Origin of the sequence: Streptomyces sp. NPDC079141 (assembly GCF_040686775.1) — a bacterium.
Classification (GTDB): Bacteria; Actinomycetota; Actinomycetes; order Streptomycetales; family Streptomycetaceae; genus Streptomyces.
On sequence record NZ_JBFBLP010000002.1, the window covers coordinates 310,804 to 331,154 of the forward strand.

The 20,351-nt window shown below is 70.3% G+C and carries 18 protein-coding genes; 8 read left to right on the top strand and 10 right to left on the bottom strand.

Translation table 11 applies throughout. From position 1 onward, the window contains the following. The first annotated feature begins 3 nt into the window (after positions 1 to 3). The gene (locus AB0Q90_RS06515) at positions 4 to 1,179 is read left to right on the top strand and encodes a hydroxymethylglutaryl-CoA synthase (RefSeq protein WP_363159514.1); all 1,176 of its coding nucleotides are present in this window, start codon (positions 4 to 6) and stop codon (positions 1,177 to 1,179) included. A gap of 62 nt (positions 1,180 to 1,241) precedes the next feature. Here AB0Q90_RS06515 and AB0Q90_RS06520 read toward each other — a convergent pair whose 3' ends face one another. Beyond that, the gene (locus tag AB0Q90_RS06520) at positions 1,242 to 2,432 is read right to left on the bottom strand and encodes a hypothetical protein (RefSeq protein WP_363159513.1); all 1,191 of its coding nucleotides are present in this window, start codon (positions 2,430 to 2,432) and stop codon (positions 1,242 to 1,244) included. A gap of 363 nt (positions 2,433 to 2,795) precedes the next feature. Here AB0Q90_RS06520 and AB0Q90_RS06525 point away from each other — a divergent pair, with 363 nt between their 5' ends. Further along, positions 2,796 to 4,988 (top strand): MMPL family transporter, encoded by a 2,193-nt coding sequence (locus AB0Q90_RS06525; RefSeq protein WP_363159512.1) that lies wholly within the window; start codon positions 2,796 to 2,798, stop codon positions 4,986 to 4,988. A gap of 49 nt (positions 4,989 to 5,037) precedes the next feature. Here the strand turns inward: AB0Q90_RS06525 and AB0Q90_RS06530 are convergent, their stop codons facing one another. From AB0Q90_RS06530 to AB0Q90_RS06540, 3 genes are all read right to left on the bottom strand, one after another. Then, positions 5,038 to 5,724, bottom strand: coding sequence for an ABC transporter ATP-binding protein (locus tag AB0Q90_RS06530; protein ID WP_363159511.1), 687 nt, complete (start codon positions 5,722 to 5,724; stop codon positions 5,038 to 5,040). A gap of 24 nt (positions 5,725 to 5,748) precedes the next feature. Continuing rightward, positions 5,749 to 7,182 (bottom strand): ABC transporter permease, encoded by a 1,434-nt coding sequence (locus tag AB0Q90_RS06535; protein WP_363159510.1) that lies wholly within the window; start codon positions 7,180 to 7,182, stop codon positions 5,749 to 5,751. 355 nt (positions 7,183 to 7,537) lie between these two features. Beyond that, positions 7,538 to 8,314, bottom strand: a complete 777-nt coding sequence (locus AB0Q90_RS06540; RefSeq protein WP_363159509.1) for an SDR family oxidoreductase — start codon at positions 8,312 to 8,314, stop codon at positions 7,538 to 7,540. Between the two features lie 138 nt (positions 8,315 to 8,452). Between AB0Q90_RS06540 and AB0Q90_RS06545 the strand changes: the two genes are divergently transcribed. Next, positions 8,453 to 10,093: an alkaline phosphatase D family protein gene (locus tag AB0Q90_RS06545; protein ID WP_363159508.1), complete on the top strand. Its 1,641-nt coding sequence runs from the start codon at positions 8,453 to 8,455 to the stop codon at positions 10,091 to 10,093. Here the strand turns inward: AB0Q90_RS06545 and AB0Q90_RS06550 are convergent. Continuing rightward, the gene (locus AB0Q90_RS06550) at positions 10,080 to 11,096 is read right to left on the bottom strand and encodes a Gfo/Idh/MocA family oxidoreductase (RefSeq protein ID WP_363159507.1); all 1,017 of its coding nucleotides are present in this window, start codon (positions 11,094 to 11,096) and stop codon (positions 10,080 to 10,082) included. The genes AB0Q90_RS06545 and AB0Q90_RS06550 overlap by 14 nt on opposite strands. A gap of 85 nt (positions 11,097 to 11,181) precedes the next feature. Between AB0Q90_RS06550 and AB0Q90_RS06555 the strand changes: the two genes are divergently transcribed. The 3 genes from AB0Q90_RS06555 to AB0Q90_RS06565 all read left to right on the top strand — a co-directional run bounded on the left by AB0Q90_RS06555 (position 11,182) and on the right by AB0Q90_RS06565 (position 14,747). Then, complete coding sequence (locus tag AB0Q90_RS06555; RefSeq protein ID WP_363159506.1) at positions 11,182 to 12,480, top strand: multidrug effflux MFS transporter; 1,299 nt, start codon at positions 11,182 to 11,184, stop codon at positions 12,478 to 12,480. Then, positions 12,438 to 13,607: a serine hydrolase domain-containing protein gene (locus AB0Q90_RS06560; protein WP_363159504.1), complete on the top strand. Its 1,170-nt coding sequence runs from the start codon at positions 12,438 to 12,440 to the stop codon at positions 13,605 to 13,607. The genes AB0Q90_RS06555 and AB0Q90_RS06560 overlap by 43 nt, the downstream gene beginning before the upstream one ends. Positions 13,608 to 14,384: 777 nt before the next feature. Next, complete coding sequence (locus AB0Q90_RS06565) at positions 14,385 to 14,747, top strand: hypothetical protein (protein ID WP_363159503.1); 363 nt, start codon at positions 14,385 to 14,387, stop codon at positions 14,745 to 14,747. A 160-nt stretch (positions 14,748 to 14,907) separates the two neighbouring features. Here the strand turns inward: AB0Q90_RS06565 and AB0Q90_RS06570 are convergent, their stop codons facing one another. Both AB0Q90_RS06570 and AB0Q90_RS06575 read right to left on the bottom strand, forming a co-directional pair. Continuing rightward, a complete protein-coding gene (locus AB0Q90_RS06570) occupies positions 14,908 to 15,105 on the bottom strand; it encodes a DUF397 domain-containing protein (RefSeq protein WP_363159502.1) in 198 nt (65 codons plus the stop codon). Next, on the bottom strand, positions 15,102 to 16,010 hold the full coding sequence (locus tag AB0Q90_RS06575) for a helix-turn-helix transcriptional regulator (RefSeq protein ID WP_363159501.1): 909 nt from the start codon (positions 16,008 to 16,010) through the stop codon (positions 15,102 to 15,104). Before AB0Q90_RS06575 ends, AB0Q90_RS06570 begins: the two co-directional genes overlap by 4 nt. A 132-nt stretch (positions 16,011 to 16,142) precedes the next feature. Between AB0Q90_RS06575 and AB0Q90_RS06580 the strand changes: the two genes are divergently transcribed. Beyond that, positions 16,143 to 16,685, top strand: a complete 543-nt coding sequence (locus AB0Q90_RS06580; RefSeq protein WP_363159500.1) for an ATP-binding protein — start codon at positions 16,143 to 16,145, stop codon at positions 16,683 to 16,685. A 315-nt stretch (positions 16,686 to 17,000) separates the two neighbouring features. On the opposite strand, the gene AB0Q90_RS06585 is transcribed toward AB0Q90_RS06580, so the two are convergent. Further along, positions 17,001 to 17,351, bottom strand: a complete 351-nt coding sequence (locus AB0Q90_RS06585; RefSeq protein ID WP_363159499.1) for a type II toxin-antitoxin system Phd/YefM family antitoxin — start codon at positions 17,349 to 17,351, stop codon at positions 17,001 to 17,003. 211 nt (positions 17,352 to 17,562) lie between these two features. On the opposite strand from AB0Q90_RS06585, the gene AB0Q90_RS06590 reads away from it, so the two are divergent. Further along, positions 17,563 to 18,561: a small ribosomal subunit Rsm22 family protein gene (locus AB0Q90_RS06590; protein WP_363159498.1), complete on the top strand. Its 999-nt coding sequence runs from the start codon at positions 17,563 to 17,565 to the stop codon at positions 18,559 to 18,561. 21 nt (positions 18,562 to 18,582) lie between these two features. On the opposite strand, the gene AB0Q90_RS06595 is transcribed toward AB0Q90_RS06590, so the two are convergent. Together AB0Q90_RS06595 and AB0Q90_RS06600 are read right to left on the bottom strand one after the other, a co-directional pair. Next, entirely contained in the window at positions 18,583 to 19,548 is a 966-nt protein-coding gene (locus tag AB0Q90_RS06595) for a L,D-transpeptidase family protein (protein ID WP_363159497.1), read from the bottom strand. After that, positions 19,545 to 20,051 (bottom strand): hypothetical protein, encoded by a 507-nt coding sequence (locus AB0Q90_RS06600; RefSeq protein ID WP_363159496.1) that lies wholly within the window; start codon positions 20,049 to 20,051, stop codon positions 19,545 to 19,547. Before AB0Q90_RS06600 ends, AB0Q90_RS06595 begins: the two co-directional genes overlap by 4 nt. Between the last annotated feature and the right edge of the window lie 300 nt (positions 20,052 to 20,351).

Genomic DNA, 20,351 nt, shown 5'->3' on the forward strand with positions numbered 1-20,351 from the left:
AGCATGGTCGGCTCCGGCTCCATCGGACTGCACGATCTGTCGTTCGCGACGACGCGGTTCGTCCTTGCGCACGCGGAACTGGCCCGCCACAACGGCACCGAGATCGGCAAGTACCACATCGGCATCGGCCAGCGGGCGATGAGCGTGCCCGCCCTCGACGAGGACATCGTCACCATGGCCGCCGCTGCCGCCGCACCCGTGGTCGGCCGGCACGGCACCGACGGCATCCGCACCGTCGTCCTGGCCACCGAGTCCTCCGTCGACCAGGCCAAGGCGGCCGGCGTCTACGTCCACTCGCTGCTCGGACTGCCCTCCTCCACCCGGGTCGTCGAGCTGAAGCAGGCCTGCTACAGCGCCACGGCGGCACTCCAGTTCGCCGTCGGCCTGGTCCACCGCGACCCCGCGCAGCGCGTCCTGGTGATCGCCAGCGACATCTCCAAGTACGACCTGGACAGCCCCGGCGAGGCCACCCAGGGCGCGGCGGCCGTGGCCATGCTGGTCTCGGCGGACCCCGCGCTGCTGCGCATCGAGAACCCCTCGGGACTGTTCACCGCCGACGTCATGGACTTCTGGCGGCCCAACTACCGCGATTGCGCGCTGGTCGACGGGCAGGAGTCGATCTCCGCCTACCTCCAGGCGATGGAGGGCGCGTGGAAGGACTACGGCGAGCAGGGCGGCCGTGCGCTCGGCGAGTTCGCCGCGATCTGCTACCACCAGCCCTTCACCAGGATGGCCTACAAGGCGCACCGGCATCTGCTGCACTGCTGCGGCGAGAACACCGACGACGCGGTGATCGACCGGGTGCTGAGCCGTACGACGGCGTACAACAGCGTCGTCGGCAACAGCTACACCGCCTCCGTCTACCTCGCTCTGGCCGCGCTGCTCGACGACGCGGAGGACCTGACCGGACAGGCCGTCGGCTTCCTCAGCTACGGCTCCGGCAGTGTCGCGGAGTTCTTCGCCGGCACCGTCGTACCCGGCTACCGGGCGCAACTGCGCACCGCCGCGCACCGCGAGGCCGTCGCCGGGCGCCGGCCCGTCACTTATGCCGGCTACCGCGACCTGCGCGCACACCGGCTCCCGGCCGACGGCGGCGAACACCTCCTGCCCCGGCAGACCGAGGGCCCGTACCGCCTGTCCGGGATCTGCGACCACAAGCGCCTCTACGAGCCCTGCTGAGCCCGGCCGACCGTGCGTGCACCCTTACGGCCCGAGGAGGGCCGTAAGGGCGCACGCATGTCTCAGGACGCGGCGCCCGGGACGGAGAGCGCGTGCCGGTGGGCCGGGTCCGCCGCCGTGGCCATCAAGTGCAGTCGGGCGGTCATCGAGCCGATCCGGCGGTACAGCTTGGCCGGGTTCAGACAGACGTAGGTGTCCGCGAGGATCGCCTTGTCCTCGGCGGTGACCTCGCGGTGGCGCAGCGTGCGACGGTACGGAGTGGCCGTGTCGTACTCCTTGCGGCCCCGGCCGCAGTCCGGCACCGAGTGCTGCTGCGGATAGAAGTAGTTGGTGAGCCCGGACAGTGCCGCCCAGATCCGGTTGAGCAGCACCAGGTGGGCGGTGGTGTGGTAGCGGAGGTCGCCCGCGATGGTCTGGAGCATGCTCCAGTTCTTCTGGCCGACGTGATGGTTGCCGCCGGTCGCGGGGCGGGCGTGGGTGAAGGTCACCCGGCGCTGCCGGCACCAGCGCAGCAGGATCTCCTCCGCCTCCGTGCCCGAGTTGCCCGAGTCGAGCCCGAGCATCGGGAACGGCAGCAGCCGCGCCATCTCGTCCAGGGCGAAGGGCACCCGGTTGACCCCGCGCACCGTACGGTTCTCCGTCCACCCGGTGGCGATGTCGGTGGCCGTCACCGTCCGCAGACAGTCGCCGTCCGGGCCGTCGCCGTCGTGCGCCACGACCGCGATCTCCATGAACCCCGGCATGGTGTGGTCCCACTCCTGCCAGGTGAGCAGCGGAAGCTCGTTGCGCAGCAGCGACCCGGCCCGGATGTGCCGGGAGACCGCCGACCGCTGCCGGTGCGGCGCGAGGCGGCGGTCGATCGTCGCCGCCGACATGCCGGTCAGCAGCCCGGCCGTCTCGTCGCTGATGTCCAGCTCTCCGTGGCGGCGCAGCACCGGCACCAGATCGGGCAGCACCGGCGCCAGCCGCTTGCCCGACGGCTGGTCCAGCACGGTCCAGCAGAAGGCCAGCGCGGAGATGACCTCGCTGTCGTACTTGGCGTGACGGCTGCGCGCGGACCGGGCCGACTGCGGGCGGGCCGCCCGCAGCAGCGCCTTGCGGGCATGGCTGCGGTGCCAGCCGGTCACCGCGCACACCTGGTCGAGGATCTCCGACTTCTCCTGCTTGCCGGCGCGCGCGTAGCGGGTGGCGACGGCATGGGTCAGCGTCCTGCGCTCGGCGAGCGTCGTGGCCGTCGTACCGGCCGAGTCCATTCGTCCCGTCCCCCATCTGTCCCTGACCTCCCCTTGAGGTCTCTCACCCAATTCGTCGAATGAGCGACAGCCCAGATCGACAGCCCCGCGAGATGTGCCACGCCAGAGGGAATCGGACGCCTGTTTTCAGAAGTTCGGCCGAATTCACACGCGCACTTTGCGTGCGGCAACCCATTGGTAGTGATCGGCAGTGCGGATCCCTACGCTCGGTGCGAATGCCCAGGCAACAAACACGAGGTGGCCCGTGGTAGGGGTGCAGGGATGCTGACCCGAATTGCTCGGCTTGCGATCGACCGGCCGAAGTCGGTGCTCATCGGCGCGCTTTTGGCCGTTCTGCTGTGCGGTGCTGTCGGATTTTCTGTGATGGACCGTCTGAAGGCCGGTGGATACACCTCACCGGACTCGGAGTCGGCGCGGGCCACCACCCTCGTCAACGACCACTTCAGCGGCGTACAGCCCAATCTGATCATCGCGGTCACCTCCGACGACACAGCCGACGGAGCCGACGGGGCCGAGGCGCGGGCGGCCGGACAGGCCCTTTCGGACTGGCTGGACGAGCGGGACGACATCGACGGCATCCGGTCCTACTGGAGCCTCGGCCCCGAGGCCGGAGCCGCGCTGCGCAGCGAGGACGGGGACACCGGACTCGTCACGGCCCATATCGACGCCAGCGAGACCGATCTGCCGAAGGTCTCCGAGGAACTGCTGGACGAGGCGCCCAGACCGGACGGCGTCACCGTCCGCGTCGGCGGCTACGGCCCGTTGAACGCCGAGCTGAACAGCCAGGTCACCAAGGACGCCTCGCTCGGTGAGGCGGTGGCCTTCCCGATCACGCTCATCGTGCTGATGGTGGTCTTCGGCAGTTTCGTCGCGGCCGGTCTGCCGCTGCTGATCGGCGCCGTCTCGATCGTGACGACCCTCGCCGTCCTGCGGCTGGTGACCACGTTCGCCGACGTGTCCATCTACGCCCTCAACATGACGACCGTGCTGGGCCTCGCCCTCGGCATCGACTACAGCCTGCTGATGGTCAGCCGCTACCGCGAGGAACTGGCCGCCGGGCTCGACGCGCGCGGCGCCGTCCTGCGCACCGTGCAGACGGCCGGCCGCACCGTGGTCTTCTCGGGCGTGACGGTCGCCCTCGCCCTCGCCGCGCTGATCGTGTTCCCGGTGTTCTTCCTCAAGTCCTTCGCCTACGTCGGCGTCGCCGTCGTCCTGGTCGGCGTGCTGACCGCGGTGCTCGTGCTGCCCGCGGCGCTTATCCTGCTCGGCGACCGGGTCGACAAGTGGGACGTACGCGTCCCGCTGCGGCGCTGGTTCGGCCTGAAACCACCGAGCGTGGTCGCCCCCGAGAACAGCCGCTGGTACCGCATGGTCGTCGCCGTCACCCGGCGCGCCACACCGATCGCCGTCCTGACCACCGCCCTCCTGCTGCTCCTCGGCGCGCCCTTCCTGTCCTCGAAGTGGGGCTACCCCGACGACCGGGTGATCACCGCCGCGGTCTCGGAGAGCCGCCAGGTCGGCGACCTGCTGCGGGAGGACTTCGCGGAGGACGCCGCCGCCGCGACCACGATCGTGCTGCCCGGCTACGACGGCGGCGACCAGGAACTCGCCGCGTACGCCACGGAGCTCTCCCGGGTCGAGGGCGTCTCCGACGTCCTGAGCGGGGCCGGCACCTTCGTCGACGGCACGCAGGCCGGACCGGCCACCCCCGGCATGACCAACGAGACGGGCGCGGCCCTGCGCGTCGGCACCGCCGTGGACCCCTACGCCGACGAGGGCAAGGAACTGCTGGACCGGCTGCGCGCCGTGGACAGCCCCGGGGAGAGCCTGTTCGCCGGTGCCGCCGCGGAGAACCAGGACGTGATCGACGCGCTCGCCGATCCGCTGCCGTACGCCGCCGCGCTCATCGCGATCAGCATGTTCGTGCTGCTGTTCCTGTTCACCGGCAGCCTGGTGCTGCCGCTGAAGGCGCTGGTGATGAACACCCTGTCGCTCGGCGCCGCGTTCGGCGCGATGGTGTGGGTGTACCAGGAGGGGCACCTGTCCGGCCTGCTGGACTTCACGGCGACCGGCTACCTCGTGGCGAACATCCCCGTACTGATGTTCTGCCTGGCCTTCGGGCTGTCCATGGACTACGAGGTGTTCCTGCTGTCGCGGATCCGCGAGGAATGGCTGGCCTCGGGGCGCGCCACCACCGAGGACAACACGCACGCCGTGGCGATGGGCGTGGCCCGCACCGGGCGCGTCTTCACCGCGGCCGCGGTCCTCATGGCCATCGTGCTGACCGGCATGGGCGTGTCGAAGGTGTCCTTCATGCAGCTGTTCGGCCTGGGCCTCGCCCTGACCGTGCTGGTGGACGCCGTGATCGTACGGTGCCTGCTGGCACCGGCGATGATGCGGCTGCTGGGCCGCTACAACTGGTGGGCCCCGGCCCCCCTGGCCCGGCTGCACGCCCGGATCGGGCTCACCGAGGAGGAGCCGCCCCGGGCCGAAAAGAGCGCGAACCCCGGCCCGGTCCAGGTCGGCGGACCGGCCGAACAGCGCGAGACGCCCTGAGCGCGCGGGGCCGCCCACCGGCGACGGTGAGCGGCCCCGCGGCCGGGTCTCAGCGGGCCGTCGCCCGCTCGGTCAGCGTGATCTGCCCCGCCCTGATCGTGGCCAGTCGAGGGGCCCGGCGGGCGATCGACGAGTCGTGGGTGACGATCACGAACGTCAGACCGTGCTCGCGCCACAGGCCCTCCAGCAGGGCCATGATGTCGTCGCGGGTGCCCTCGTCGAGGTTGCCGGTGGGCTCGTCGGCGAGGAGCACCTTCGGCCGCTTGACCAGCGCGCGGGCGATGGCGACGCGCTGCTGCTGGCCGCCGGACATCTCCGACGGGACATGCGCGAGGCGTTCGCCGAGGCCGACCGAGCGCAGCGCCTCGGCGGCCCGCTCGCGGCGCTCGGCGGGCCTGACGCCCAGCGGCACCAGCGCGGTCTCGACGTTCTCCTGCGCCGTCAGCGTCGGGATGAGGTTGAACGCCTGGAAGATGATGCCGATCTTCTCGGCGCGCAGCCGCGTCAGCCGGGCCTCTCCCACGGCTCCGAGGTCGACGCCGTCCAGCTCGACGCTGCCCTCGGTCGGACGGTCCAGGCCGCCGATCATCTGCAGCAGCGTCGACTTGCCGCCGCCGGTCGGGCCCTGGATGACGAGCTGGTCGCCGTCCTCGATGGTGAGGTCGATGCCGCGCAGCGCCTCCACCGTCTCCTTGCCGCGCGTGTAGCGCTTGGTGACGCCGGTGAGCTTGTACATGAGCTTCCTTAAGGGGTTCTGAGGTCAGGAGACGCTGCGCAGGGCGTCCGCGGGGCGCATCCGGGAGGCACGCCAGCCGCCCATCGCACCGGCGATCAGACCGCCGGCCACCGCCAGACCGACCGCGAGGGCGATGGTGGTCACGGAGACGGGCGCGGACAGGGCGATCTCCATCGTGTTCTGCGACGACTGCTGACCGGGGCCGCCGCCGGGGCCGCCGCCCATACCGCCCCCGCCGCCGCTCGTGGCGCCGAGCTGCGCCGTCAGCTTCGGGCTGATCAGGGTGACCGTCCAGGCCGCCGCGAGGCCCAGCGCGATACCGAGGGCGCCGCCGATCAGGCCGTTGACCATCGACTCGCCGACGACCTGCCGGGTCACCCGGCGGCTCGGCCAGCCGAGCGCCTTGAGCGTGCCGAACTCGCGCACCCGGCGCGAGACCGCCGAGGAGGTCAGCAGCGCGGCCACCAGGAAGGCGGCGACGAGGACCGCTACCGACAGCCACTTGCCGACGCCGGCCGCGAGGTCGGAGGCGGTGGACAGCGAGCCGGAGACGGTGTCGGCGAGGTCGGCGGAGGTGGTGACCGTCGTACCGGAGATGTTCTTCTGGATGGCCGACTTGACGGTCTCGATCTGCTGCGAGTCGGTCGCCTTGACGTAGATCGTGGTGACCTGGTTCTTGGCGTCGGCCAGCGTCTGGGCCTGCTTCAGCGGCAGGTAGACGTCGGTGGAGGAGTCGCTGCTGTCGGGCGTGACGATGCCGATGATCTCGTACTTGGTGCCGGAGATCTTCAGCTTCTCGCCGACCTTGTACGAGTTCTCCTTGGCGTAGGACTTGCTGACCACCGCGACCTTGGCGTTGGTCTGTGCCGCGGTGAAGGTCTTGCCGGAGGTGACGGCCATCGAGGCGAGCGGGCCGAGGTCCTGGTTGGTGACGTCGACGCCGGCCACGGAGTAGGAGTTGACGTCGAACGCGGCGCCGCCGCCCTGGACCGGTGGCTGTCCGCCGCTACTGGGACCGCCCTCGGACTGCTCGGACTGCGCCTGCCCCTGGGTGAAGGAGCCGTCGACCTTGGTGACGTTCAGGCTCAGCGCGCCGACCGCGGCCGACACGCCCTGCTGCCCGGCGACCTTCGCCACGAGCGAGGACTTCAGTGCCTGACCGCCCTGTGTCATCACCCGGTCCGAGCTCTGCTCCTCCTCGTCGTCGGAGGTGGCGTCGAACTCGAACCTCGGCCCGTCCGAACTGTCACCGGTGGGCGCCGAGCGGGCCTTGGTGACGGTCATGTCGGTGCCGAGGCCGTAGAGGGACTTCAGGACCTTGTCCTGCGCCTGCTGCATCCCCGCCGACACGGAGTTGACGGTGATGACCAGCGCGATACCGAGCGCCAGACCCAGTGCGACGACCAGAGCGGCCTTCTTGCGCCGGCTCAGCTCGCGCTTGAGATAGATGCCAAACATCCCGTTCCTCAGAGGTTCTTGGCGCCCGCTGTGGGCGCGGCCTCAAGGTAGGGACGGGAGATGGGGTGGCCGTGAGTAAGGGATGTGTGAGAGCTGGGAAGCGATGTGTGCGAGCTGAGAATGCACGGCAGCCGCCCACGGCCCGGTGCGTGCCCCGCGGTCCCACGCGAGGCCCACCCCCACCCGGTGCCGTGAACGGCTGCCGTCTCCCCCCTCGGTTTGGCCGGAAGCCCTCCACTCCAACTGTGAAGCTCTTGTGGAGGAGAGTTGAGCATAAGCCGCCGACCGGCCGCAATGGAGCGGACGGTCAAATTCCGGTTGTGCAAGTTGTGGAGCGCGAGCTTCCCGGGAACGCTCAGCCGCGCCCCACGTACGGCATCGCCGTCGCCAGCACCGTCGCGAACTGCACATTCGCCTCCAGCGGCAGCTCCGCCATGTGCCGGACCGTGCGCGCCACATCGGCGACATCCATCACCGGCTCCGGTGCGACGTCCCCGTTGGCCTGGAGCGCGCCGGTCTGCATGCGCGCGGTCATGTCGGTAGCCGCGTTGCCGATGTCGATCTGCCCGACCGCGATGCCGTACGGCCGCCCGTCCAGCGACAGCGACTTGGTCAGGCCCGTCAGCGCGTGCTTGGTCGCCGTGTAGGCGACGGAGTGCGGCCGGGGTGTATGGGCGGAAATGGACCCGTTGTTGATGATCCGGCCGCCCTGGGGGTCCTGCTCCTTCATCTGCCGGTACGCCGCCTGTGCGCACAGGAACGCCCCGTTGAGGTTGGTGTCCACCACGTGCCGCCAGGCGTCGTAGGGCAGCTCCTCCACCGGCACCCCGCCCGGCCCGAACGTCCCTGCGTTGTTGAACAGCAGGTCCACCCGCCCGAAGCGGTCCACGGTCGCGGCGAACAGCGCGGCCACGTCCGCCGGCTGCGACACATCCGTCCGTACGGCGAGAACGTCGCCCGGCGTCTTCGCCGCACCCCCGGGCACCAGCGCCGCCGTCTCCTCCAGGGTCTCGGGGCGACGCCCCGCCAGCGCCACGGACCAGCCGGCCCGCAGCAGCTCCACAGCGACGGCCCGCCCGATCCCGGAACCGGCGCCGGTCACCACCGCGATCTTCGATCCACTGTCAGTCATGGCACCGCAGCGTACGGGAGGCCTGTCCACCGTACGGAACTCATGCGTCCGCCACCTGGATGTCATGTACGCGATGGACATGGGTCGTCCCCGGCCACTCCAATGCCTCCTGGACCCATTTGTTCAGGGGAGGACCGGATGACACCCGCAGCACGCCCGTCCCAGCACGCCGCCGAACTCCACGCGGCCGCCCGCCACTTGGGCCGCCGCCGCTTCCTCACCCTCACCGGCGCGGCCGCCGCGCTCGCCTTCTCCGTCAACCTGCCGACCGCCGGCACCGCGGCCGCCGACGAACTCGACCCCGCGCAGCTCACCGACGACCCGTTCACCCTCGGCGTCGCCTCCGGCGACCCGCACCCCGACTCGGTCCTGCTGTGGACCCGGCTCGCCCCCGCCCCCCACCAGCCCGACGGCGGCCTGCCCGCCGAACGGGTCGGTGTCCGCTGGGAGCTGGCGCTCGACGACAGATTCCGCAGTGTCGTCAGACGCGGCGAGACCACCGCCCACCCCGAGTTCCACCACACCGTGCACGTCCAGGTCGACCACCTCGCCCCCGGCCAGGTGTACTACTACCGCTTCCGCGCCGGCAGCTGGGTCAGCCCGGCGGGCCGCACCCGCACCGCACCTCCCGTGCACAGCCGGACCTCCGCCCTCACCTTCGCCCTGGCCTCCTGCCAGCGCTACGACCAGGGCTACTGGACCGCGTACAGGCATCTGGCCGAGGAGGACGTCGACGTCGTCGTGCACCTCGGCGACTACCTCTACGAGTACGCCGTCAACTCCGCCGCCGGCGCCCGCTCCTACCCGGCCGGCACCCTGCCCGACCTGTTCAACCACGAGACGGTGACCCTGGAGGACTACCGGCTGCGGTACGCCCTCTACAAGTCGGACCCCGACCTCAGGGCCGCGCACGCCGCGCACCCCTTCGTCGTCACCTGGGACGACCACGAGACCGAGAACAACTACGCGGGCGACACCCCCGAGAACACCGTCCCGCCGGAGGAGTTCCTGCTCCGCCGCGCCGCCGCCTACCGGGCCTACTGGGAGAACATGCCGCTGCGCAGCCCCCAGCTCCCCGAGGGCCCCGACCTCCAGCTCTACCGCCGGCTGCACTGGGGCCGCCTAGCCCAGTTCGACGTGCTCGACACCCGCCAGTACCGCTCCAACCAGGCCTACGGCGACGGCTGGCAGTACCCCGGCCCCGACTCGGAGGACCCGAGCCGCACGCTGACCGGCGAGGCCCAGGAGCGCTGGCTGATCGACGGCTGGCACCGGTCGGACGCCGTGTGGAACGTCGTACCGCAGCAGGTCACCTTCTCGCGCCGCTTCAACACCACCGCCGTACCGTCCAAGGTCTCCATGGACTCCTGGGACGGCTACCCGGCCTCTCGCGAGCGGGTACTGGCCGGGGCGGAGGCCGCAGGCATCCGGAACCTGATGGTCCTCACCGGCGATGTGCATGTGCACTACGGCTTCGACATCAAGCGGGACTTCTCCGACCCCGGCTCGAAGACCATGGGGACGGAGATCGTCGCCACGTCGATCTCCAGCGGCGGCAACGGCTCCGAGCGGCCGTCGAACTGGGCCACCTACCTCGCCGCCAACCCGCACATGAAGTTCTACAACGGGCAGCGCGGCTATGCGACGGTGGCCCTCGGCCGGGAGCTGGCGCGTATCGACTACAAGACCGTGCCGTACGTGACGACGCAGGGCGCGCCGCTCACGACGTACGCGTCCTTCGTGACGGAGGCGGACAACCAGGGGCTCACACCGGCGTGACCTGGCCCGTCTCGCTGGGGTAGCGGACGCCGACGCGGTCCCGGATCGCGTCGAGCGTCCGCATCACGGCGAGGGTGCCGTCCAGCGGGACCAGCGGGGACTCGGTCTCGCCGGCCCGCAGGGCGCGCATCACCTCGGCGGCCTCGTGCCGCAGGGTGGCGCGCGGGCCGTCGGCCGGGTCGGCCGCGATCTTCTCCGGGTCGCGGCCGTCGCGGTGCAGCACGAAGTGGTCCGGGTAGAAGAAGCCGTTCGGGATGTCGATCCGGCCGAGCGAACCGGTGACCGACGCCGAGGTCGCCGTACCGCCGATGATGGAGCAGTGCACCGAAGCGAGAGCACCGCTCTCCCAGGAGAGCAGTGCTCCCGTCTGGAGATCGACGCCCTCTTCCGAGAGCGCCGCTCTCGCGGTGATGTCCGAGGGCTCGCCGAGGAGCAGATGGGCGAACGACACCGGGTAGACGCCCAGGTCCAGCAGGGCGCCGCCGCCCTGCGCGGGGTCGCGGAGCCGGTGCGAGGGCGGGAACGGACCCGCCAGCCCGAAGTCGGCCTGGACGCTGCGCACCTCCCCGATCGCCCCGTCGTCCACGAGCGCCTTGAGCTTCCTGACCAGCGGATTGCAGTACATCCACATGGCTTCCATGAGGAAGCTGCCGTGCGCGCTCGCCAGCGCGACCAGCTCCCGCGCCTCCCGCTCGTTGAGCGTGAACGCCTTCTCGCACAGCACGTTCCGCCCGGCCTCCAGACACAGACCGGCGGCCGCCCGGTGCGCCGAGTGCGGGGTGGCGACGTACACGACATCGATGTCCTCGTCCGCCGCCAGCGCACCCCAGTCGCCGTACGCCCGCCCGATCCCGAACCGCTCCGCGAACGCGTCCGCCGACTCCTGCGAGCGCGAGGCCACCGCCACGACCTCCGCGTCCGGCAGATCTACCAGATCGGCCGTGAACGCCGCCGCGATCCCACCGGTCGCCAGGATCCCCCAGCGCACCTTCTTCTCCGTCATCCCCGCCCCACCCTCGTTCCACGACCCTCGGCAGTGTGTTCGAGCTGAGAGCATAGGGGCCGGAACGCGAGGAGAGGGAGGGCACATGCCCGAGAGCGGGGCGTCCAGGGCATCCATACCGAACGACACACAGGCGGCCGTACCGAAGGGCGAACCGGCCGCCCGTTCCGTGCGCCGCACCGGCCTCCTCGTCACCCTCGTCCTCGGCGGCCTGACCGCCACGCCCCCGCTGGCGATGGACATGTACCTCCCCTCGCTCCCGCAGGTCACCGAGTCCCTGCACGCCCCCGCCGCGACCGTCCAGCTCACCCTCACCGCCTGCCTCGCCGGCATGGCCCTCGGACAGCTCGTCGTCGGCCCGATGAGCGACAAGTGGGGCCGCCGCCGCCCGCTCCTCATCGGCCTCGCGGTCTACGTCCTCGCCACCGCCCTGTGCGCCCTGGCACCCACCGTCGAGGCCCTGGTCGCCTTCCGCCTGGCGCAGGGCCTCGCGGGCGCGGCGGGCATCGTGATCGCCCGAGCGGTCGTCCGCGATCTGTACGACGGCGTGGCCATGGCCCGCTTCTTCTCCACCCTCATGCTGATCTCCGGAGTCGCGCCGATCATCGCGCCGCTGATCGGCGGCCAGATCCTGCGGGTCACGGACTGGCGGGGCGTGTTCGTCGTACTGACGGCCGTAGGCCTGCTCCTCGCCGGAGTCGTCTGGGCGAAGCTCCCGGAGACCCTCGCCCCCGCCGACCGGCACGACGGCGGAGTCGGCCAGGCCCTGCGCTCGATGCGCGCCCTGCTCGCCGACCGAGCCTTCTCCGGCTACATGCTGACGGGCGGCTTCGCCTTTGCCGCCCTGTTCGCCTACATCTCGGCCTCACCGTTCGTGATCCAGGAGATCTACGGCGCCTCCCCGCAGACCTTCAGCCTGCTGTTCGGCCTGAACTCCATCGGCCTGGTCGTGGTGGGCCAGATCAACGGCAAGCTGCTGGTGGGGAGGGTTCGCCTGGACGTGGTGCTGGCCGGCGGCCTCGCGGTGGTCCTGGTCGCGGCGAGTGCGTTGCTGCTGATGTCCCTCGGGGTCTTCGGCGAGGTCGGACTCGTTCCCGTGGCGGCGGCGCTGTTCGTCCTGATGTCCGCGATGGGCGTCACCCTGCCCAACACCCAGACCCTCGCCCTGCTGCGCACCAAGCAGGCCGCCGGATCGGCGTCCGCCCTGCTCGGCACGTCGTCCTTCCTGATCGGCGCGGTCGCCTCCCCGCTGGTCGGCATCGCCGGAGAGGACACCGCCGTCCCAATGGCCGTAGTCCAACTGGCCGCCGCACTGGTGGCGTCGGCCTGCTTCGTGGGAATGTGCCGTCCCTGGAACAGCCGTGCGGAGGGAGCGGGGAGCTGAGCGCACCGAGACTGCGCAGCGACACACCGGAACGGGCCGGACTCGACCCCGAGGAACTCCGCCGCCTCGCCCGCGACGTCCACGACCTCACCACCGGCGAGCGCCCTTGGGCGGCGGGCACGGTGGTGGTCGCCGGACGAGGCCCCTGTGTCGCCGTGGAGGAGGCCGCCGGGTGGGCGGTGCGATACGCCTCCTACGACCCGGAGAGCGATACGGGGGTGGAGTTGCCGGCGGGGTCGCGGGTGCCGATGACGGTGGGCACCCCCTTCGACCTCGCTTCGCTCACGAAGCTGTTCACGGCCGTCGCCGCCGTCCAGCAGATCGAGCGCGGCACGCTCGGCATCGACGCGGAGGTCGGCGCGTACCTGCCGGACTTCCGGGGCGCGGCACGGTACGGCGTGACGGTACGCCAACTCCTCACCCACACCTCGGGACTGCGCCCGGAACTCCCGCTGTACAACTACCCCGACGACACGGAGCGGCTGGCGCGGCTGCGGGCGGAGGCGCCGGTGGGGGTGCCCGGCACGTACTGCTACTCGGACCTGAACCCGCTCCTGCTGCAACACGTCCTGGAGCGGATCACGGGCCGTGGGCTCGACGTCCTGGTGCGCGACGGCATCACCCGCCCCCTGGGCATGTCCGCCACCTGCTTCGGCCCCTGCCCGGGCGCCGCGGCGACGGAGGACCAGCGACGGCCGTGGGCGAAAGCGGAACGGGGGATGCTGCGGGGGGTCGTGCACGACGAGAACGCGTGGGCGCTGGGGGGTGTCGCCGGGCACGCGGGTCTTTTCTCGACGGGGCGAGATCTGGCGGTGTTCTGCCGGGCGCTGCTGGCGGGGGGCTCGTACGGGCCGGCACGGATTCTGGGCCCGGATTTCGTGGAACTGCTGCTGACTCCGCCGGGGTTGGGCTTCGCGGTCGATCAGCCGTGGTTCATGGGGGAGTTGGCGGGGCGGGGGGCTGCGGGGCATACGGGGTTCACGGGGACGATGCTGGTTTTGGACCGGGCTACGGACACGTTTTTGGTGTTGTTGGGGAATGCGGTGCATCCGCGGAGGCGGGCGGGGGACAACGGGCCGAGGGCGGCGGCGTGTACGCGGGTTGCGCGGGCGGTGCGGGGGATGTGAGGGGGCTCCGTGAAACGGATCAAACGGTTTCTACTTGATAACCGTCACTCTGGGTTCCGAGACGGGTTTACGCAGTCCATGATCACAGCGCGGTGCGCCGTATCGACATGGAACGAAGCCGTATAAAGACCCCTGGAGATCGATTGATCAAGCTGGGAGCTCTTCAGCCAATTCGCTCCCTTAGGGAGCAACTCCGCTATTTCCTTGGGGAGATCCTTCGGAGCGTCCGCAACTACTCCCTCTCCCATCGCTTCCATCACCTTGGCGAAAGATCCAGCCGTGAGTTCGACGACACCGACCAGTCTCACGTCCGTGGGTCCTGGCACGCGTCCGCTGTCCGTGGTCAGGACCACGCCACACCAGCGCACTCGCTTCGGCTTCCCGAACATGGGGAAACGCCTCGTGATAGGTGACACGTCGGACTGTACGGAACACGCGCCCTGCCCATCTCGGCCGGCATCCCGCGATCCGACGGGACCATGTCCCGAGCCACTGTCCGGCGCGACGCAGGAGGCGAGCGAGGCAAACATGAGCCCCGCGGCAAGTAGTCCCAGTCGGCTCACTCTCGACCCCCTGATCCGCTCTTCGACGTCGAGCCGAGAACTGCGAACCTACCGTTCACCTTGTCGCTGGTTCGAAGGAATTGCCGAGCGCAGGGTTACCCCCATACAGTGCCGCGGACTTGGTGGCTTGCATGCCCTTCGGACCGAACATCCCAGCCTGCGGTGTGCTGTTGCCACGGTGTTGGTGTCAGTGGCGCCAGGTAGTTTGCCGGGCGTGAGTATGTGGATCTACTTTCAAGGGCTTGAATCCTCCGCGCTGCCCGGGGACGTGGCGGGTTTTGAAGCCCTATTCGATGTGGGGTTCAACGAGTTGAGGCGGCAGGTCCGCACAGGAGGTGCAGTACGGCTGGGGAGCGGCTTCTTCCAACTGAACGAGCTTTACTGGCCCCCGTCGGAGCCGGGTGGCGACCGGGAGCTCCCCGTTTTCGGCGGCCGGTACATACCGGACCCCGGCAGCGATCCGGGCCACGTGGTGCTTGAGCCGCCGGAGGTGGCGCGCGGCAGCGTACCTGGAGAGGGTGTCGTTCCCGGACCTGTGGCAGGAGTGGCGGCAGCTGCCTTCGTCCGATTCGGATGAGGAGCTGCGGGAACGCCTGGCGCGATACCACGAGGACCTGCGAGCCTTCTACTTCAGGTCGGCGGAGCGGGGCTGGGCGGTGGTCAAGTACTTCTCGTTTTGACCAGCCAAGCCCTGCCGTCCGACAAGAACCGGCAGGCCCCTCGCGCCCCTAAGAACGTCAGACCAGCCCGACGAACCCCGCCCACGCCTCGCGCGACACCGTGAGCATGGGCCTGGCCACGGCCTTGGAGTCCCGGACGTGCACAACTGCCGTACCGGTCGCGACCTCTACACAATCGCCGCCCTCGGCTCCGCTGTGGCTGCTCTTGAACCAGGCGAGGCCGGAGGCAACGGACGAGGACTCAGCGTTGTTCATAGCGCTCCCAGCAATCCTTCGACGAACTCCAGTGACTCTCGCGGAGGGAGAGCCTGTGATCGGATGATCCCATAGCGGGCGGCGGCGAGAGTCGTCTGTTCCGAGTCCGTCTGGAGGGCGCTCGTGCCCTGGGCCTCCGCGTACACATATTTCTTGCCGTCCTTGCGGATGACGATCGTGAACGGCCCGTCCACACCGGCGCTTTCCTCGCGACCAAGCGGCATGACTTGGACCTCGACGTTCCGCTTCTGGCCGATCAGAAGAATGTGCTCCAACTGTCCTTGCAGTACACCCTTTCCACCGTAGGGACGCCGCAGCACGGACTCGTCCAGCACGAAGCTCAGCAGTGGTGCAGGCCAACGGTCGAAGATGTCCTGCCTGGCCAATCGGGCAGCCACGCGCTGCTCGATGGTCTCTTGATCCAGAACCGGCCGCCGCATGGCGAGCAGCGCTCGCATGTACTCCTCGGTCTGGAGCAGACCCTTGACCACGAGCGTGTCGTACGACAGCAGCTCCATCGCCTGCTTCTCCAGCGCCGCCATCCCTTGAAAGAACACCGGATACTGAGCCCTCTCCACCTCCTCCTTCCACAGGCTCAGCAGCCCATCCGCCCCCGCCACCTCATCCGCCCGATCAATCGTCCGAGCCGACGGAATCCTCCGCCCTTGCTCGAACGACGCCACCGTCGACGCGGAGTACCCGATCCGCCGTCCGAACTCCTCCCGGCCCAGCCCCGCCCGGACCCGCAGCGTCTTCATGGTCTGCCCGAACGCCACGACCACGCCCTTCGCGGTGCCGTCCTCGGGCCGCCGCTCATCCCCGTCGTCGTTCTCCCACCCGTCGCCGAGGCTGACGACCCCGCCCCCGGTGCCGTCCCCCGCCGCCGCACCCGCATGCTCCGCCATCGCCCACCGCCTCCCCGGCCCAACGCCGTATCACCGCGCGCCTCGTACCCGTACCGACACTGCGCGTACAGCCGGCCCGCGTCGGTGCGTCACCCCTGGTCACGCTACGCGACCGGCGACACCGTTGTCGGCATGACGACGAAGCCCGCGGACCCCACAGACATCACTCAACCCGCCTCCCCCACACCCCACTTGACTGCCACCGCCGACGCGTCGCCCCCGGCCCGCACCTGCGAGATGTGCTTCACCTCGACACCCCGCGGAGCCCGCCTCGCACGCCGCCTCACCGCCCTCCGGCTGGACGCGTGGGGCGTCTCATGCGGCACCGAACCCCACGACACGATCGTCCTGATCGTCGCCGAGCTCACCGCGAACGCCGTCCGGCACGGCCACGTCCCCGCCCGGGACTTCCACCTCCGCCTCTACGCCCTCGCCGACGGCCGCACCGTACGGGTCGAAGTCACCGACACCCGCGCCGAACGGCTGCCCCGGCGCCCCACCGAGTCGGACGCCACCGATACCGAGGAGACGGGCCGCGGCTTACTCCTCGTATCGCATCTGGCCACTCGCTGGGGCTGGCACCAGCGGACGGATGGGCCCGGCAAGACGGTCTGGGCGGAGTACGGGCTCTCGGGGCCGTCGCCACTCGCACTTGTCAGCCGGGCTGCTGACTGACGAGTCAACTCTTGGCCGAGGCATCCCGGTTCTCGTCTGAGAGTCAGCGTGGCCCAACTGATCGGCCAGCCCGCCTGTTTGCTCAGTTCGGCGAGGAAGGCGCGATGAGTGAGTCCATTGCCCTTGCGGAAGGGGTGCAACGCGTTGATGTCGCCGTAGAGTTCGGCGGCCGCGCAGGTGGTCTGCGGCGCCGAGCCGGCCGAAGGCCTCCGAGCCGGGCGCGCGTGATGTCGGCCTCGGCGGCTGCGAGCGCGGAGGCGTCAGTGATGCCGAGGCGGTTGCGCAGGACGCCGTTCGGCAGGACGTACGGGTCGGTCATCCAGCTTCCTGGCGCGTGTCAGGTCGGTGACGGGCCAGGGCGCGGTCGGCCATGTCCTCGGCCGACAGAGTGCCGCGTACGTAGGCTTCGGCGTCCTGGTCGGAGGCGGCGGTCGGCCGGAGGCCTTCGGCGGCGAGGGAACCCGCGGCGGAATCGGCCGCTTCCCTGCGGGCGGCGCGGCCCGTGAGGCTCTCGTACGCCTCGATCGAGAGGAGTACGCCCTGCGCCTTGCGATGGGCGCCGATCAGCACGGGCTCCGCTTCCGGGCCGGCCTCGGCCAGCTCGGCCAGTATCCGCGACAGACCGCTCCGGGCGTCGCTCACGGTGACGATCTCAGGTACTCGCATAACGAAAACCGTACCTGGAATCCGGTCAGAATTCTGTACAGATTTCAGTACTGATTTGGTGGACGGGCCGGAAGACGGGTCTGGGCGGAGTACGAGCTCCCGGGGCCGTCGCCGCTCGCACCTGTCCGCCGGGCTCCTGACTGAACGGCCGGTGAGGCGTCTCGGCCCCAGAGATGGCCACCCAGACGCCCGGCAACCTTAGAATCAGCGGGTGAACGACCCCGTATCCCCGGCCGAAACCCTCCGCGCAGCCCTGGCCGGACTGCTCGACGGGCTTCCGCCCCGCCAGGCCGCCGCGGCTGTGGACCGGCTGATCGCCAGCTATCGCGGGGCGACCCCCACCGACGCCCCGATCCTGCGCGATCGCGCGGACGTGGCGGCGTACGCGGCGTACCGCATGCCGGCCACCTTCGAGGCCGTCCACTCCGCGCTGGAGGCGTTCGCGGACGCTGCCCCAGAGTGGACCCCGGAGAGTCACATCGACGTCGGCGGCGGCACCGGCGCCGCGACCTGGGCCGTCAGCGCCACCTGGCCCGACCCGCGCCGCAACGTCACCGTGCTCGACTGGGCGGAGCCCGCCCTCGCCCTCGGTCGGGAGATCGCCGCCGCCAACCCCGCCCTGCGCGATGTGCGCTGGCAGCGCTCTCGGATCGGAGCAGCGCTCACCATCGAGAGCACCGATCTCGTCACGGTCTCCTACGTCCTCAACGAGCTCACCGCCGCCGACCGCACCACCCTCGTGGACACCGTCGCGGCCGCCGCGCAGGCCGTCGTGATCGTCGAACCCGGCACCCCGGACGGCTACGCCCGCGTAATCGAGGCCCGCGACCGCCTGATCTCCGCCGGCTTCCACATCGCCGCCCCGTGCCCGCACAGCGCGGCCTGCCCCATCGTTCCGGGCCAGGACTGGTGTCACTTCTCGACGCGGGTCAGCCGTTCCTCGCTGCACCGCCAGGTCAAGGGCGGCTCCCTCGCCTACGAGGACGAGAAGTTCGCCTACGTCGCCGCCGCCCGCTTCCCGGTCGACCCCGCCCCCTCCCGCGTCGTACGCAAGCCCCAGATCCGCAAGGGCCAGGTCCTCCTCGACCTGTGCGAGACGGACCCGGCCCTCACCCGCACCACCGTCACCAAACGCCACGGCGACCTCTACAAGGCGGCCCGCGACGCGGACTGGGGCGACGCCTGGCCGCCGTACGACACGCAGGACTGACCGGCCACCGAGCGGGACCGCTCAGCCGATGGCAATACGCGGGTGCGCGGACGGCGTGATCCAGCCCATGATCTGGTCCATCGTGGCGCGGGGGACGGACACGCAGCCCGCGGTGGCGCCGCTGCCGTTGACGTGAAGGAAGATGCCCGCGCCGCGGCCGGGCGTGGCGGGCCAGCGGTTGAAGTTGATGACAAGGGCCTTGGCGTACTGGGTGGGGTAGTTGATGAGGTGCTCGCTGCCCCGGTCGCCGGACTCGGTGAGCGGAAAGTCCGCGCCCGCCTCGCCGTGCATTTGGTTGTAGAACTTCGACTCCGGGTCCTGCACCCACCAGTCGTCGGCCGTGACGACGTGGTACGGCATGGCGGTGCCGCCGGACACGTGTCCGAAGCCCTCGGTGATGGTGTAGGTGCCGCCGGGCGTGGTGTACGTGTTCTGCATCCGGGTGGCCCCGTCGGTCACGCCGTTGGAGCCGACCCGGCCGGCGCCGGTGCTGAACTGCGCCTTCCAGCCGGAGGACCCCTTGGCCCACGCGGTGACGGTGGCGTAGGAGCCGCTGGACTTGACCGTGATCACCTGGGTCGCGTCGCCGACCTCGACGGGCACCGGGAAGTCCGGTGCGGTGGGCGCCGTTGCGCCACCGCCGGATCCTCCCGTCCCGCTGCCGCCGTCGGAGGTTGTGCTCCCCTTCTTGGCGGCGCTGGCCGAGGCGGAAGCGGAGGGCGACGGGGATGCGGAGGCGGAGGCCGAGGAACTGGCGGACGGTGAGCCGGAGGCACTCGGCGACGCGCTTCCGGAGGCATCGGGTGAGCCGGACTGCGAGGTCTGCGGCGCCGAGACCGAGTCCGATGCCGTCTCCTGCTGGTCGTCCTGCCCGCCGCAGGCGGAGGTCACTGCCAGGGCGCCGATGACGGTGGCGGTGATCAGTATGTGCCGGGGCAGGGCGTGCACGGTGGGCTCCTTGCGCTCTTGGTTGCGGGATCTGGTCATGTCCGTCTCTCCGCCGTGCCCGGCCGGGGCAGGCTGCCGGTGCAGGTGGTGCGGCCGAACGCGCCGCTGGCGGTGCCGCTTTGGACGTACTGGCCGCGAATGGTGAGGGTGCAGCGGGCCTGGCTGCCGTTCTCGCCGAGCACGATGCTGACGATCGGCTCGCGGCCGAGGGGGACGGCGACGGTCTTGCGCCACGGCAGGGCCGCCGCCTTGACGGTCACGGCCGTTCCTGACTCGCTGCGTGCCTGGTAGGTGATGTCGGCGATGCCGGTGCCGGTGACCTCGTAGGTCACCGCGGCGGTAGGGACGCGGCGTTCGGGTGCGTCGTCGTCCTGGCTGCTGTCGAGGACGCCGTAGAGGACGAGTCCGGCACAGGCGGCGAGCGCGGCGCCGGCGATGAGCAGGCCCGCGCGGTCGGGGCGAGGGGAGCGGGATTCGGACGTCCCGCTTCCTCTTTCCTCATTCTCGGATTCCGGCGGGGATGCTGCCGCTCTCCCGGTCATAGCGCCCACAAAACGTCCCCTTCGGAAATGGACTTGGCCCGGACTGGAGGTATGACGGGGCGCTTTATACATGACGTCCGGGCGCGATAGCCAGCGCGGGGATATTTCGGGCACCCGGCGGTCACTTCACGTGAACTGTCCAGTATGTACGGCGACTTGACGGGGCGTCAGCAGGCCCATTAAGAACCTGGCGCCGCCATTCATGGCCTCTATTACGCATGCCTGAAAACCGGCCATGGCGGCGAATTTCAGTCAGCTTCTTCGGGAAGGTTTGGTGTGAGACCCAGACTGGGGAGAACG

Coding starts and splice junctions, on each gene's coding strand:
- AB0Q90_RS06515 (WP_363159514.1), top strand. CDS start 4: ATGGTCGGCTCCGGCTCCATCGGACTGCACGATCTGTCGTTCGCGACG.
- AB0Q90_RS06520 (WP_363159513.1), bottom strand. CDS start 2,432: ATGGACTCGGCCGGTACGACGGCCACGACGCTCGCCGAGCGCAGGACG.
- AB0Q90_RS06525 (WP_363159512.1), top strand. CDS start 2,796: ATGGACCGTCTGAAGGCCGGTGGATACACCTCACCGGACTCGGAGTCG.
- AB0Q90_RS06530 (WP_363159511.1), bottom strand. CDS start 5,724: ATGTACAAGCTCACCGGCGTCACCAAGCGCTACACGCGCGGCAAGGAG.
- AB0Q90_RS06535 (WP_363159510.1), bottom strand. CDS start 7,182: ATGTTTGGCATCTATCTCAAGCGCGAGCTGAGCCGGCGCAAGAAGGCC.
- AB0Q90_RS06540 (WP_363159509.1), bottom strand. CDS start 8,314: ATGACTGACAGTGGATCGAAGATCGCGGTGGTGACCGGCGCCGGTTCC.
- AB0Q90_RS06545 (WP_363159508.1), top strand. CDS start 8,453: ATGACACCCGCAGCACGCCCGTCCCAGCACGCCGCCGAACTCCACGCG.
- AB0Q90_RS06550 (WP_363159507.1), bottom strand. CDS start 11,096: ATGACGGAGAAGAAGGTGCGCTGGGGGATCCTGGCGACCGGTGGGATC.
- AB0Q90_RS06555 (WP_363159506.1), top strand. CDS start 11,182: ATGCCCGAGAGCGGGGCGTCCAGGGCATCCATACCGAACGACACACAG.
- AB0Q90_RS06570 (WP_363159502.1), bottom strand. CDS start 15,105: ATGAACAACGCTGAGTCCTCGTCCGTTGCCTCCGGCCTCGCCTGGTTC.
- AB0Q90_RS06575 (WP_363159501.1), bottom strand. CDS start 16,010: ATGGCGGAGCATGCGGGTGCGGCGGCGGGGGACGGCACCGGGGGCGGG.
- AB0Q90_RS06580 (WP_363159500.1), top strand. CDS start 16,143: ATGACGACGAAGCCCGCGGACCCCACAGACATCACTCAACCCGCCTCC.
- AB0Q90_RS06585 (WP_363159499.1), bottom strand. CDS start 17,351: ATGCGAGTACCTGAGATCGTCACCGTGAGCGACGCCCGGAGCGGTCTG.
- AB0Q90_RS06595 (WP_363159497.1), bottom strand. CDS start 19,548: ATGACCAGATCCCGCAACCAAGAGCGCAAGGAGCCCACCGTGCACGCC.
- AB0Q90_RS06600 (WP_363159496.1), bottom strand. CDS start 20,051: ATGACCGGGAGAGCGGCAGCATCCCCGCCGGAATCCGAGAATGAGGAA.